At 74.7% G+C, this 14287-nt stretch carries 10 protein-coding genes; 8 read left to right on the top strand and 2 right to left on the bottom strand.

The window, feature by feature from the left end:
- Positions 1–17: 17 nt before the first annotated feature.
- Entirely contained in the window at positions 18–524 is a 507-nt protein-coding gene (locus ABT238_RS30845) for a MarR family winged helix-turn-helix transcriptional regulator (protein ID WP_350569280.1), read from the bottom strand.
- A 141-nt stretch (positions 525–665) separates the two neighbouring features.
- Here ABT238_RS30845 and ABT238_RS30840 point away from each other — a divergent pair, with 141 nt between their 5' ends.
- Complete coding sequence (locus ABT238_RS30840) at positions 666–1685, top strand: SGNH/GDSL hydrolase family protein (protein ID WP_350569278.1); 1020 nt, start codon at positions 666–668, stop codon at positions 1683–1685.
- Positions 1686–1702: 17 nt separating this feature from the next.
- Here ABT238_RS30840 and ABT238_RS30835 read toward each other — a convergent pair whose 3' ends face one another.
- Positions 1703–3010 (bottom strand): M14 family zinc carboxypeptidase, encoded by a 1308-nt coding sequence (locus ABT238_RS30835; RefSeq protein WP_350569276.1) that lies wholly within the window; start codon positions 3008–3010, stop codon positions 1703–1705.
- Positions 3011–3417: 407 nt separating this feature from the next.
- On the opposite strand from ABT238_RS30835, the gene ABT238_RS30830 reads away from it, so the two are divergent.
- The 7 genes from ABT238_RS30830 to proB all read left to right on the top strand — a co-directional run bounded on the left by ABT238_RS30830 (position 3418) and on the right by proB (position 14233).
- A complete protein-coding gene (locus ABT238_RS30830) occupies positions 3418–5346 on the top strand; it encodes a TIGR03960 family B12-binding radical SAM protein (protein WP_350569274.1) in 1929 nt (642 codons plus the stop codon).
- A gap of 323 nt (positions 5347–5669) precedes the next feature.
- Positions 5670–6470 carry a TIGR03936 family radical SAM-associated protein gene (locus ABT238_RS30825; protein ID WP_350569340.1) on the top strand — a complete coding sequence of 267 codons (801 nt, stop codon included), beginning with the start codon at positions 5670–5672 and terminating at the stop codon, positions 6468–6470.
- A 396-nt stretch (positions 6471–6866) separates the two neighbouring features.
- Positions 6867–10493 carry an Rne/Rng family ribonuclease gene (locus ABT238_RS30820; protein WP_350801917.1) on the top strand — a complete coding sequence of 1209 codons (3627 nt, stop codon included), beginning with the start codon at positions 6867–6869 and terminating at the stop codon, positions 10491–10493.
- Between the two features lie 219 nt (positions 10494–10712).
- Entirely contained in the window at positions 10713–11027 is a 315-nt protein-coding gene (gene rplU, locus ABT238_RS30815; protein ID WP_030309710.1) for a 50S ribosomal protein L21, read from the top strand.
- Positions 11028–11039: 12 nt separating this feature from the next.
- On the top strand, positions 11040–11297 hold the full coding sequence (rpmA, locus tag ABT238_RS30810) for a 50S ribosomal protein L27 (RefSeq protein ID WP_030309712.1): 258 nt from the start codon (positions 11040–11042) through the stop codon (positions 11295–11297).
- Positions 11298–11398: 101 nt separating this feature from the next.
- Positions 11399–12874, top strand: a complete 1476-nt coding sequence (gene obgE / locus ABT238_RS30805; protein ID WP_350801911.1) for a GTPase ObgE — start codon at positions 11399–11401, stop codon at positions 12872–12874.
- 222 nt (positions 12875–13096) lie between these two features.
- The gene (gene proB, locus ABT238_RS30800; protein WP_350801909.1) at positions 13097–14233 is read left to right on the top strand and encodes a glutamate 5-kinase; all 1137 of its coding nucleotides are present in this window, start codon (positions 13097–13099) and stop codon (positions 14231–14233) included.
- Positions 14234–14287: the final 54 nt, after the last annotated feature.

The following is a 14287-nucleotide window of genomic DNA, read 5'->3' as shown; positions in this document are numbered from 1 at the left end:
CCGCGGGGCGGGGCGCCTCAGTCGGCCGGCGGGACGTCGAGGAGCTTGCGGGTGAGACGGGCCAGCGTCGCGCGCTCCTGCGGGGTGAGGGCGGCGAAGGCGTGGTCCAGGACCGGGGCCATGGCGCGTTCGGCCTCGGCGAGGGCGGCGGTGCCCTCCGCGGTGAGGGTGACGGCGTAGGCACGGCGGTCGCGGGGGTGGCGTTCGCGGCGGACCAGACCGGCGCCCTCCAGGGTGTCGACGCAGCCGACCATGACGCTGCGGTCGATCCGCAGCTGTTCGCTGAGCTCCTGCTGGGAGCAGCTGCCGACGGCGGCGAGCATCTTGAGCACCAGGTGCTGGGGCACCGTGAGGGGGCCGCCGGAGAGCCGCTCCTCGATGGAGCGGGCGACCGCGGTGGTGGCCCGGCACAGGGCGACGTCCGGGCGCTCCAGGGTGAGCGCGGCGAAGTAGCGCCGCCGCTCGCCGCTGTCGTCCGCCCGGCTGGGGGAGGCGAGGCGGGCGGGCCTGGGGGCGGTGGCCATCGGGGCTCCTTCGGTGGTGGACGGCCAGCATAACGCTCCCCAGAGATTGTTTGACGGTAGATGATTTTGTCTTCTACGTTTTGGTGAGCATACGTGATGGAGGATCAGATTGTTGACCGACAGACGGATTCGGGGTGGGCGATGACCGGGACCGGGCAGGCGGGGGAGCAGTGGTTCGACCCGGCGGACGAACGCCTCGGCTGGGACGGTGTCTGCGGTTTCGAACGGACCGGCGGGACCGTGCTGCCGCTGCGGATGCCACGGGAACGGATCGCCACCGCGCTCAGCGACGACCTCGACCGGCTCGCCGCGATGCCGGCCGGCGCCCGCTTCGCGGTGCGCACCGACGCGGACCGGCTGCTGCTGGACCTCGATGCGCAGGCGGGCGGCGCGCCCCTGGACGTCCTCGCCGACGGCGTGCTCGTCGACCGGCGGCGCCCGGAACCCGGCCGCGCGCGGCTCACCGTCGCCCTGCCCGGCGTCCCGGCCGACATCGAGGTCTGGCTTCCGCACCTGTCCCCCACCCGCCTCGCGGCCGTCGGGCTGCGCGGTCACCGGCTGCTGGAGCCGGTCGCGCGCACCGGCCCGCGCTGGAGCGCCTACGGCAGCTCACTGACGCACGCGATGTTCCCGCACGGGCCCTCGGAGAGCTGGACCGCGCTGCTCGCGCGCCGGCACGGCTGGCGGCTGCGCAACCTCGGCTTCGCCGGGCAGGCCTATCTGGACCCGGTGGTCGCCCGGGTCGTCCGGGACACCCCCGCCGAGCTGATCACCCTGGAGATCGGCACCAACGCCTACATCAGGTCGGCCTTCACCGCCCGCACCTGGGGCTCGGCGGTGTGCGGCTTCGTCGAGACCGTCCGCGACGGGCACCCGGACACGCCGATCGCGGTGATCGCCGCCCTGCCGTCGGTGGAGCGGGAACACGCGGTCAACGCCGCCGGGCTGACCCTGGCCGGGGTCCGCGAGCTGACCGGCGCGGCCGTGCGGGTGCTCCAGCGGCTCGGCGACCGGCGGCTGCACCTGGTCGACGGACGTGACGTCCTGCCGCTCGCCGAGGCGGACGGGGTGTACGCCGACGGCCTGCACCCGACGGCGGCCGGCGAGCACCGGCTGGCCTGCCTGGTCGAGCCGTTCCTGCTGCCGCTGCCCGCCGCCTGAACGGCGACCGGACGGCGCTACCCCGGGGGCAGCAGGAGGTCGGCGGCGGCGAACACCGCCCGGGTCTGGTGGGCGACCTGGGTCTCCACCGGCACCCAGCGGGCGCCCAGCCGGTGCAGGCCCTCCAGGCTCGCCGCGACGACGCCCCGGGCGCGCGCCCGGGCCGCGTCCGCCGCGGGGCCCCCGCAGTCCGCGAGCAGCCGCAGCAGCATCGAGGCGATCCGCAGCGGCGCCCGCTCGGCGGCGATCCGCGCCGCCGTCACCCGGGACACCGTCAGCGGCGCCGAGGACCAGGTGGCGAGCCAGTCCTCCACCACCGGCAGACAGACCGCCAGGTTGAACTCGACGGCGCGCAGCAGCGGCCCGTACGCCACCCCGGCGTGCGGCGGCACCTGCGGCAGCAGGGCGGCCAGCTCCGCGACCCGGCCGCCCAGCCGGTCGGCGCAGGCCCCGACGGCGGCGCGCACGTCCGGCGCCGGGCGGGCGTCGCCGACCGCGTCGACCGCCCACATCGGCACCTCCAGCACCGCCGTGGTGCCGCCGTAGCGCCCCGCGTACGACCAGGTGGACAGCTCCGGTCGGTCCGGCAGCGGCTGCCGGCGCCGGCCCGGTGCCGGCATCACGTACGTCCCCGGGGCCGGGCTGTCCCAGCCGACCGCGTCGTAGGAGTCGACGTCCAGCGGGATGCCGCCGCGCGCCACCGAGCGGGCGAAGCGGTCGGCCAGGGCCGGCAGCGGCCGGGTGAGCTGCACGAACGCGCCGCCGAAGTCCACGCCGTGCAGCGAGCACTGGAGGACCGGGCGCAGCTCGTCGATCAGCCCGGTGAGCACCCGGCTCTCCGGCATCGGGGCCAGCGGGCCGTCCGGGTGCGGCAGCAGTTCCGGCTGTTCGTGGAAGGCCGGGCGGAAGAAGTGCTCGTAGTGCCGGGCCGCGGTGAGCGGGCCGTGCAGCCAGCCCTCGTTGAGCGCGGCGCCGTCCGGGTCCAGGCAGAGCAGCACGTGCCAGCCGACCCCCGGACGGGGCGGCAGCTCCAGCACCCGCTCGGCCAGCCCGACGGCGGCGGCCAGGCCGACCGGCTCGTTGGGGTGCGGCCCGCCGACGGCCAGCACCGTGTGCTCGCCCTCGTCCACCGAGAGCAGCACCAGCGGGCGCCCCGCCCGGGAACGGCCCACCTCGCGGACCCGGCAGCGCCCGGGGTGGCGGCGGGCCAGCCGGCGGGCCGCGGCGACCGCGCGCGCCACCGTCGGATAGCTCGCGGTGCCTGAGGTCCCGGTGGCGTGGCGGGGGGCTTCGACCCGGCGCGTCCGCCGGCCCGTGTCGGTCATGGCTCTCCTGTCCTCGGGGGCGGGCGGGGCGACGCGGTCGGGGGCCTCGGCCGGGAGCACGGGCGCGGGCTCGCGCCGGGCCCTCCCGGCACGGCCGGTGCGCGCGCGGCCAACTCCCTCGTTCCGGGGGCGCACAGGACCTTCCGGTGGAGCCTTGCCAGTACCGCACGCGCGCTCCGAGCGTGTCAACAGTCGTCGGGCACCCGCGGTGGGGCCGCGGTGGGCTCGCGGTGGAGCGCCGGTGGGGCCGCGTTCACGTGCCGGGATCCCCGCCCCGGGCCGCGGATCCCGCCCTCGGCCGCGCCGGGGGCCGCGACGGTTCGGCTACCCTTGAGGGTCACCCCTCCCAGCCGTCGCCCCCGCCAAGCGCGCGGCGGTCCCGAACGTCGTAAGGGTTCCTAGTACTCATGACTGTCGAATCGGTCTTCCCACGCCTGGAGGCCCTCCTCCCGCACGTCCAGAAGCCGATCCAGTACGTCGGCGGCGAGCTCAACTCGACCGTCAAGGACTGGGACGCCTGCGACGTCCGCTGGGCGCTGATGTACCCCGACGCCTACGAGGTGGGCCTGCCCAACCAGGGCGTCATGATCCTCTACGAGGTGCTCAACGAGCAGGAGGGCGTCCTGGCCGAGCGCACCTACAGCGTCTGGCCGGACCTCGAGGCGCTGATGCGCGAGCACGGCGTCCCCCAGTTCACCGTGGACGCCCACCGGCCGGTGCGCGCCTTCGACGTGTTCGGGCTCTCCTTCTCCACCGAGCTGGGCTACACCAACATGCTGGCCGCGCTCGAACTGGCCGGCATCCCGTTGGAGGCCCGCGACCGGACCGACGAGGACCCGGTCGTGCTGGCCGGCGGCCACGCCGCGTTCAACCCCGAGCCGATCGCGGACTTCATCGACTGCGCGGTGATCGGCGACGGCGAGCAGGCCGTGCTGGACATCACGCGGATCGTCCGGGAGTGGAAGGCCGAGGGACGCCCCGGCGGGCGCGACGAACTGCTGCTGCGCCTGGCGCGCACCGGCGGCGTGTACGTCCCGAAGTTCTACGACGTCGAGTACCTGGCCGACGGCCGGATCGGGCGCGTCGTCCCCAACGCCCCCGGTGTGCCGTGGCGGGTCTCCAAGCACACCGTGATGGACCTCGACGAGTGGCCCTACCCGAAGCAGCCGCTCGTCCCGCTCGCGGAGACCGTGCACGAGCGGATGTCCGTGGAGATCTTCCGCGGCTGCACCCGCGGCTGCCGTTTCTGCCAGGCCGGCATGATCACGCGCCCCGTGCGGGAGCGAAGCATCACCGGCATCGGCGAGATGGTCGAGCGCGGGCTCAAGGCCACCGGCTTCGAGGAGGTCGGCCTGCTGTCGCTGTCCTCCGCGGACCACACGGAGATCGGCGACGTCGCCAAGGGTCTGGCCGACCGCTACGCGGACGACAAGATCGGCCTGTCGCTGCCGTCCACCCGCGTGGACGCCTTCAACATCGACCTCGCCAACGAGCTCAGCCGCAACGGCCGCCGCTCCGGCCTCACCTTCGCCCCCGAGGGCGGCAGCGAGCGCATGCGCAAGGTGATCAACAAGATGGTGTCGGAGGAGGACCTCATCCGCACCGTCGCCACCGCCTACGGCAACGGCTGGCGCCAGGTGAAGCTGTACTTCATGTGCGGCCTGCCCACCGAGACCGACGAGGACGTGCTCCAGATCGGCGAGATGGCGAAGAACGTCATCCAGAAGGGCCGCGAGGTCACCGGCCAGAACGACATCCGCTGCACCGTCTCCATCGGCGGGTTCGTGCCCAAGCCGCACACCCCGTTCCAGTGGGCCCCGCAGCTGTCCGCCGAGGCCACCGACGCCCGCCTGGCCAAGCTGCGCGACTCGATCCGCGGCGACCGCAAGTACGGCAAGAACATCGGCTACCGCTACCACGACGGCAAGCCCGGCATCGTCGAGGGCCTGCTCTCCCGCGGTGACCGCCGGGTCGGCGCGATCATCCGCGCGGTCTACGAGGACGGCGGCCGCTTCGACGGCTGGCGCGAGCACTTCTCCTACGACCGCTGGATGGCGTCCGCCGGGAAGGGCCTGGCCGGCACCGGCGTCGACGTCGACTGGTACACCACCCGCGAGCGCGGCTACGAGGAGGTCCTGCCCTGGGACCACCTGGACAGCGGCCTCGACAAGGACTGGCTCTGGGAGGACTGGCAGGACGCCCTGGAGGAGGTCGAGGTCGACGACTGCCGCTGGACCCCGTGCTTCGACTGCGGCGTGTGTCCCCAGATGGACACCCACATCCAGATCGGCCCCACCGGCAAGAAGCTCCTGCCGCTCACCGTGGTGAACAAGTAGTTCGTACATCCGGAGCGCCCCGTCGGACCTGTCCGAGGGGGCGCTCCGTCGACCGAGGCGGAACGCTCTGCCCGGCCCGATCGAAAGCGCACGACTGGCGTCCCGGGCTCAGGACCCGGTGGCTCGCGGAGCCCGGGGCGCCGGCCTGAGAGCCGGGCGTCGGCCGGGGGCGGGGCGAGGGGTGGGTCGGGGCGCGTACCCTTTGAGGTGACAGCGTCCGGACGGTGGCGGGAGAACCCCGCCGCTGCGGACGGGGAAAAACTGACGAAGGACTGAGCGACCTGGCACGCCGCACGCCCGACGGTCCGCCGCCCGCGCCGACGGTGCAGCGGATCCGTCTCCGCTACACCAAGCGCGGCCGGCTCCGCTTCACCAGCCACCGCGACTTCCAGCGCGCCTTCGAGCGCGCCCTGCGCCGGTCGGCGGTGCCGATGGCCTACTCGGCCGGCTTCACCCCGCACCCCAAGGTGTCCTACGCCAACGCCGCGCCGACCGGTGTGGCCAGCGAGGCGGAGTACCTGGAGATCGGGCTCGCCGCCCCCCGCGACCCCGAGGAGCTGCGCGTCCAACTGGACGAGTCGCTGCCCGGGGGCCTCGACGTGATCGACGCGGTCGAGGTGCGCACGCCCAACTTCGTGGAGCGCCTGGAGGCCTCCGAGTGGCGGGTGCGGCTCGACGGGGTCGAGCCGCAGGAGGCGGGCCGCGCGGTCGCGGCGTTCCTCGCCGAGGAGCGGGTCGAGGTCGAACGCCTCACCAAGAACGGCGTCCGGGTCTTCGACGCGCGCGGCGCGGTGGCGGCTCTCGAAGTCCTCCCCGCGCAGGTCGACGGCGGTGCGGACACGGCGGGCGAAGAGGCCCGCGATGTTCGGACCGGGCGTCCCTGTGCGATACTGCGCCTGGTAGTACGACACGCCACACCCGCCGTACGACCCGACGACGTGTTGTCCGGTCTCCGTGCGACGGCCGACCTGGCGCCGCCGGTCCCCGCAGAGGTGACCAGGCTGGCGCAGGGGCCGCTCGACGAGGGGACCGGCACGGTGACCGACCCGCTGGCGCTCGACCGCGCCGCGGCCCCGGCCGGCCCTGTGGCGGCCGGCGAGCCGCGCGCAACCGCGTCCGCCTAGCGGGCGGAGGCCGGGTCCAGTTCCCCACTGGGCCCGCTGGTCCTCCAGGCCCCCGCGGCTCCCCAGGGGAGCGAGCGTCGTCGAAGCACAGGCCGGCCTCTTGCGGCCCGCCGACCCCGAGGGTCGGTGGGCCCGAGGACCCCGTCCGGGAGCCACCCGGGGTTGGGGAACGGCGCAGCTTGGGAAAACCTCAGAAGACTGGTCAGACCAGAAGACTTTCGACACCCCGCCGAGCGCGGGGCGCCGAGCGAGACTACGAGCCCCTGTGCGGCCTCGCGTCCGCACGGCGGCACCGTGAGAGGGTCCGGCCCGAGCATCGTCGTGATGCCGGCCGGCCACCGGTGCCGTGCCGTGCCCGGATGCGGAGCCCGGGGGCCTGACGGGAGATCCACCCGCATGCTCGAGAACACCGATCCGCAGCAGTCTGCGGCAACGGAACCGAACGACACCGCCGCGACCGGTGGCGAGGGCGCGTCCGCCGCGCCGCCGCGCCGGCGCCGCCGCGCGGTGTCCCGCCCGGCCGGAGCGCCCCAGGGCGCGGCCGCCGAGGGCGCCGAGACGGTCATCGCGGCCGAGACCGAGGTGAAGCCGGCCGAGACGCCGGCCGCCGCCGAGACGCCCGCCGCCGAGCCGGCCGCGGAGAAGCCGGTGCGGGCCCGCCGCACCCGCAAGCGTGCCGAGGCGCCCGCCGGTGCGCCCGAGGCCACCGCCATCGTGGTCACCGCGCCGGACGCCGGCGAGACGGTGGTCGCGGCCGGCGCCGGCAAGGCGAGGAAGACGGCGAAGGCCAAGGCGGCCGAGAAGGTCGAGACGGCCGAGGCGCCCGAGACGGCGGAGAAGGCGGAGAAGCCCGTGCGGGCCCGCCGGACCCGCAAGAAGGCCGAGGCCGCGCCGGTCGAGGAGCCGGTGCAGGCCGTCGCCGAGCCCGGGCCGGCCGCCGCGCCGGTCGTCGAGCCGGCGGCCGTCGAGGCGCCCGCCGAGGAGGCCCCGGCCGCCCCGGCGCGCCGGGCCCGCCGCCGCCGCGTGGTCGAGGCCGCCCCGGTGGTCGAGGCCGCCCCCGCCGTCGAGGAGCCGGTGGCCGAGGAGCCCGCCGTCGAGGAGCCCGAGGCCGAGGAGACCCCGGCCGAGGCCCCCGCCGCCGAGCAGCCCGCCCCGGCGCCCGCCGCCGAGGCCGAGCCGCCGCACCGGGTGCGCCGCCGCGCGGTCCGCCCGTCCACCGCGATCTTCCAGGCGCCGGTCTTCCAGGAGCCCGCCCCCTACGTCGCCCCGTCCGCGTCGGCCGCCCCGCAGTCGGCGGCCCCGCAGCCGGCCGCCGCCGAGGCGCCCGCCGCGCCGGCGGAGCGCGAGCCGGAGGACGAGTTCGAGTACAGCGGCGTCGGCCGCCGCCGCCGCGTCCGCACCTCGGTGCGGGTGCAGACCCCGGCCCGCCAGAAGCCCGCCGCGGAGAAGCCCGCCGCCGAGAAGCCGGCGGCGGCCAAGCCCGTCGCCGAGAAGCCCGTCGCGGCCAGGCCCGTCGCCGAGGAGCCGCCCGCCGAGGCGCCCGCCGCCGTCGAGGCCCCCGCCACCGGCCCCGAGGCCGAGGACGAGTGGGAGGACGGCCGCCCGTCGCGCCGCCGCCGCCGGGGTGGCCGCCGCCGCCGTCGCGGTGAGGCGGAGGAGGGCGAGGCCGAGGCGCCCGAGACCGAGCAGTCCGCCGTCGAGGAGCCGGCCGACGAGGAGGACGAGGACGACGACCTCGCCGCCGGCCTGTCCTCGTCGCGCCGCCGTCGCCGCCGTCGCCGCCGCAGTGGTGAGGCCGGCGCCGTCGAAACCGCCGAGACCACCGAGGACGGCGTCCGCACGGTGGTGAAGGTGCGCGAGCCGCGCCGCCGCTCCACCGAGCCCTCCTTCGACCCGGACGAGGTGCAGTCCATCAAGGGCTCCACCCGCCTGGAGGCCAAGAAGCAGCGCCGCCGCGAGGGCCGCGAGCTGGGCCGCCGCCGGGTGCCGATCATCACCGAGGCCGAGTTCCTGGCCCGCCGCGAGTCGGTCGAGCGCGTCATGGTGGTGCGCCAGAACGGCCAGCGGACCCAGATCGGCGTCCTCGAGGACGGCGTGCTCGTCGAGCACTACGTCAACAAGGAGCAGGCCACCTCGTACGTCGGCAACGTCTACCTGGGCAAGGTCCAGAACGTGCTGCCGTCCATGGAGGCCGCCTTCGTCGACATCGGCAAGGGCCGCAACGCGGTGCTGTACGCCGGCGAGGTCAACTTCGGCGCGCTCGGCGGTCACGGCGGCCCGCGCCGGATCGAGTCGGTGCTGAAGTCCGGCCAGTCCGTGCTGGTGCAGGTCTCCAAGGACCCGATCGGCCACAAGGGCGCCCGGCTGACCAGCCAGATCTCGCTGCCCGGCCGCTACCTGGTCTACGTGCCCGAGGGCTCGATGACCGGCATCTCCCGCAAGCTGCCGGAGAACGAGCGCGCCCGCCTGAAGCAGATCCTCAAGAAGATCGTCCCGGACGACGCGGGCGTGATCGTGCGCACCGCCGCCGAGGGCGCCTCCGAGGAGGAGCTGACCCGCGACGTCCAGCGACTGCAGCAGCAGTGGGAGGACATCCAGAAGAAGGCCGCGACCGGCAACGCCCCCGCGCTGCTGTACGGCGAGCCGGACATGACCGTCCGGGTCGTCCGCGACATCTTCAACGAGGACTTCACCAAGGTCATCGTCTCCGGCGACGAGGCGTGGAGCACCATCCACGACTACGTCTCCAACGTGGCGCCGGACCTCGCCGGGCGGCTCCAGCGGTGGACCTCCGAGGTGGACGTGTTCGCCACCTACCGGATCGACGAGCAGCTGATGAAGGCGCTGGACCGCAAGGTCTGGCTGCCCAGCGGCGGCTCGCTGGTGATCGACCGCACCGAGGCGATGGTCGTCATCGACGTCAACACCGGGAAGTTCGTCGGCCAGGGCGGCAACCTGGAGGAGACGGTCACCCGGAACAACATCGAGGCGGCCGAGGAGATCGTGCGCCAGCTGCGGCTGCGCGACCTCGGCGGCATCATCGTGATCGACTTCATCGACATGGTCCTGGAGTCCAACCGCGACCTGGTGCTGCGCCGCCTGCTGGAGTGCCTGGGCCGGGACCGGACCAAGCACCAGGTGGCCGAGGTCACCTCGCTGGGCCTGGTGCAGATGACCCGCAAGCGGGTCGGCCAGGGGCTGCTGGAGTCCTTCTCCGAGCCCTGCGTGCACTGCAACGGCCGCGGTGTGATTGTCCACATGGAGCAGCCGAGCACCCACGTGCACGGCGGTGGCGGCACGGCCGCCGCCGAGGCGGGCCCGGGCGGCGGCAAGCGCCGGCGCCGTGGCAAGGGCGGCGCGGCGCACGAGGAGCCGCAGGCCGTCGTCGAGGCCGTCGAGCCGGTGGAGGCCGTCGAGGCCGCCGTCGAGGCGCCGGTCCGCGAGGAGATCGAGGGCCAGCTGGCGATCGAGGTGCCGGGTGCCGAGGAGGCGCCGGCCGAGGCCGTCGCCGAGCCGGTCGTGGCCGAGGCCGAGGTCGTCGAGGCCCCGGTCGAGCCGGCCCCCGTCACCACGCCCACCGGGCGGCCCCGCCGCCGGGCGGTGCGCAAGGCCACGGCTCCGGCCGGCGCGCCGGGCGAGGCGGAGATCGTGGTGCTCCAGGCCAAGGCCGAGGCGGCGCTGGAGTCGGCCCTCGCGGCCGTCAGCCCGGCCGCGCAGGCTCCGGCCGACGAGCAGCCGGTCGAGCCGGCCGAGGCGGTCGTGGCGGAGGCCCCGGTCGAGCCGGTCGCCGAGACCGCCGCCGAGGCCGTCGCCGCCGAGCCGGCCGCGGCCGAGGAGCCCGCCGAGGAGGCGCCGGCGCCGAAGAAGCGGGCGGCCCGCAAGACCGCCGCCAAGAAGACCACCGCCGCCAAGAAGACGACGACGGCGGCGAAGAAGACCACCGCCCGCAAGACCGCCACCAAGCGGACGAGCGCGGCGGCCAAGAAGGCGGCGGCCGCCGAGGGTGATACGGCGGCCGAGTAGTGCCCGGCCCGGGGCGGACCCCGTCCGCCCCGGGCCCGTACGGGCCGGTTTGCCCCCGCGGCGGCCGGTCCGTATTCTTGACCACTGGCGTGTCTACGCCTTGCTCCCGAGCACATCACCTCCCGGGTCTCGCAAGAGTCCAGCGGGAGAGGTCCCCTGTGTCCGTACCCAGGTGGCTGGCATCAGGAGTTCCGACCGAGTTGGGAAAGTAGGTACCGCATGTACGCGATCGTTCGCGCAGGCGGCCGCCAGCACAAGGTCGCCGTCGGCGACGTGCTGGAGATCGACCGTATCGAGGCCAAGCCGGGTGACTCGGTGGAGCTCTCCACCATCCTGGTGGTCGACGGCGAGGCCGTCACCTCCGACCCGTGGGTGCTGGCCGGCGTGAAGGCCCACGCCGAGGTCGTCGACCAGACCAAGGGTGACAAGATCGTCATCCTGCGCTACAAGAACAAGACGGGCTACCGCCGTCGCCAGGGTCACCGCCAGCAGCACACCGCGGTGCGCATCACCAGCATCGACTCGGTCAAGTAAGGGGATAGCCAGATGGCACACAAGAAGGGCGCAAGCTCTACCCGCAACGGCCGTGACTCGAACGCCCAGCGCCTCGGCGTGAAGCGCTTCGGTGGCCAGGTCGTCTCCGCCGGCGAGATCCTCGTCCGCCAGCGCGGCACCCACTTCCACCCGGGTGCCGGTGTCGGCCGCGGTGGCGACGACACCCTGTTCGCGCTGACCGCCGGTGCCGTGCAGTTCGGCACCCGCCGCGGCCGCAAGGTCGTCAACATCGTGGCCGTCGAGGCCTGAGTCACACCTGACTCACACTGAAGGGTGGGCCGGAATGTTCCGGTCCACCCTTCGCGCTTTACCGCAGGCAGCATCATCTTCTTCGTATCGGAGGCACACCCATGACCACCTTCGTGGACCGCGTCGAGCTCCACGTCGCCGCGGGCAGCGGGGGCCACGGCTGCGCCTCCGTGCACCGCGAGAAGTTCAAGCCGCTCGGCGGCCCGGACGGCGGCAACGGCGGTGAGGGCGGCAGCGTCATCCTCGTCGTCGACGCGCAGGTCACCACCCTGCTCGAGTACCACCACTCGCCCAAGCGCAAGGCCACCAACGGCAAGCCCGGCGCGGGCGGCCACCGCACCGGCGCCGACGGCCAGGACCTCGTCCTCGCCGTGCCGGACGGCACCGTGGTCCTCGACAAGCAGGGCAACGTGCTCGCCGACCTCGTCGGCCACGGCACCAGCTTCGTCGCCGCCCAGGGCGGCCGCGGGGGCCTCGGCAACGCCGCCCTCGCCTCGGCCCGCCGCAAGGCCCCCGGCTTCGCGCTGCTCGGCGAGCCCGGCGAGGCCCGCGACATCGTCATGGAGCTCAAGTCCGTCGCCGACGTCGCCCTCGTCGGCTACCCGAGCGCCGGCAAGTCCTCGCTGATCTCGGTGCTCTCCGCCGCCAAGCCGAAGATCGCCGACTACCCGTTCACCACCCTGATCCCCAACCTCGGCGTGGTCACCGCGGGCGACACCGTCTACACCATCGCCGACGTCCCCGGTCTCATCCCCGGCGCCAGCCAGGGCAAGGGCCTGGGCCTGGAGTTCCTGCGGCACGTCGAGCGCTGCTCGGTGCTCGTGCACGTCCTGGACTGCGCGACCCTGGAGCCCGGCCGCGACCCGCTGAGCGACCTGGAGACCATCGAGGACGAGCTCGCCCAGTACGGCGGTCTCGACGACCGGCCGCGCCTGGTCGCCCTCAACAAGGTCGACGTGCCGGACGGCCAGGACATCGCCGACCTCACCCGCGCCTCCCTGGAGGAGCGCGGCTACCGCGTCTTCGAGGTCTCCGCCGCCTCCCGCAAGGGCCTGCGCGAACTCAGCTTCGCCCTGGCGCAGATCGTCGCCGAGGCCCGCGCCGCCAAGCCGGTCGAGGAGTCCACCCGGATCGTGCTGCGGCCCGTCGCCGTGGACGACGCCGGCTTCACCATCACCGAGGAGGACGGCACCTACCACATCCGCGGCAGCAAGCCCGAGCGCTGGGTGCGGCAGACCGACTTCTCGAACGACGAGGCCGTCGGCTACCTCGCCGACCGGCTCGCCCGCCTGGGCGTCGAGCAGGAGCTGTGGAAGGTCGGCGCCCAGGAGGGCGACACCGTCGTCATCGGCCCCGACGAGAACGCCGTCGTCTTCGACTGGGAGCCGACCATGGCCGCCGGCGCCGAGATGCTCGGCCGCCGCGGCGAGGACCACCGCTTCGAGACCCAGCGCCCGGCCGTCGACCGCCGCCGTGACAAGCAGAAGGGCCGGGACGCCGCCGAGGCCGAGTACCTCGCCTTCGAGGCGCTCTCCAGCGGCCGCCAGGCCGCCATCGAGGGCGACGACGAGGACTGAGTCCGGTCCGGTCCGTGAAACCGGTGAAGCCCCCGCCGCCCTTCCAACGGGCGCCGGGGGCTTCGCCGTTGACGCGGCGTCGGGCGTCCGGCGGCCCTCGCGGGCGCTGTCCGGCCGCTGGAACGGGGTGCGGACCGGGCGTGCCGATCGCGTAGATTGCGGGGGATACGACCGGGCCAGGGCCCGCCGCCAGCGCACCACACCGGAAGGGCGAAACCCCAGATGAGCGAGGACGAACTGCGGGCGGAGGTGCTGACCGCGCGGCGCATCGTCGTCAAGGTCGGCTCCTCCTCACTCACCACGGCCGCCGGCGGCATCGACGCCGACCGGGTCGACGCCCTCGTCGACGCCCTCGCCAAGGTCCGCACCCGCCCCGGCGCCCCCGAGATCGTGCTCGTCTCCTCCGGCGCCATCGCCGCCGGCCTCTCCCCGCTCGGCCTGGAGCGCCGCCCCAAGGACCTCGCCCGCCAGCAGGCCGCCGCCAGCGTCGGCCAGGGCCTGCTGATCGCCCGCTACACCGCCTCCTTCGCCCGCTACGGCCTGCGCGTCGGCCAGGTCCTGCTCACCGCCGAGGACGCCAGCCGGCGCGCCCACTACCGCAACGCCTACCGCACCCTCGACCAGCTGCTCGCGATGGGCGCCATGCCGGTCGTCAACGAGAACGACACCGTCGCCACCGCCGAAATCAAGTTCGGCGACAACGACCGGCTGGCCGCCCTCGTCGCCCACCTGGTCCGCGCCGACCTGCTCGTGCTGCTCTCCGACGTCGACGGCCTCTACGACGGCGACCCGTCCCGCCCCGGCACCAGCCGGATCGCCGAGGTCTCCGGACCGCACGACCTCGACGGCATCGAGATCGGCAGCGCCGGCAAGGCCGGGGTCGGCACCGGCGGCATGGTCACCAAGGTCGAGGCCGCCCGGATCGCCACCGGCGCCGGCATCCCCGTCGTCCTCACCGCCGCCAGCCACGCCGCCGACGCGCTCGCCGGCCGCCCCACCGGCACCCTGTTCCTGCGCACCGGCAGCCGCTCCTCGGACCGGATGCTCTGGCTCGCCCACGCCAGCAGCCCCCGCGGCACCCTGCACCTGGACGACGGCGCCGTCGAGGCCGTCGTCTCCGGCGGTGCCTCGCTGCTGCCCGCCGGGGTCACCAAGGTCGACGGCGAGTTCGCCGCGGGTGATCCGGTGGACCTTCTTGCCGAAAACGGCCACATCGTGGCGCGCGGACTGGTCAACTTTGATGCGAGGGAGTTGCCCCGCCTGCTCGGCCGGTCCACCCGGGACCTGGCCCAGGAGTTCGGCGCCGCCTACGAGCGGGAGGTCGTCCACCGCGACGACCTGGTCGTCCTGCGCGGCTGACCCGCCGCCGGACCCGCCGGAACGCGGGCGGCTCCGCGCGGGGAGCACGCCCGG

The organism is Kitasatospora sp. NPDC001527 (genome assembly GCF_040298605.1).
Taxonomy (GTDB): Bacteria; Actinomycetota; Actinomycetes; order Streptomycetales; family Streptomycetaceae; genus Kitasatospora.
The sequence above is the reverse complement of the archived record's forward strand: the minus strand, read 5'-3'. Positions and strand labels throughout refer to the sequence as shown.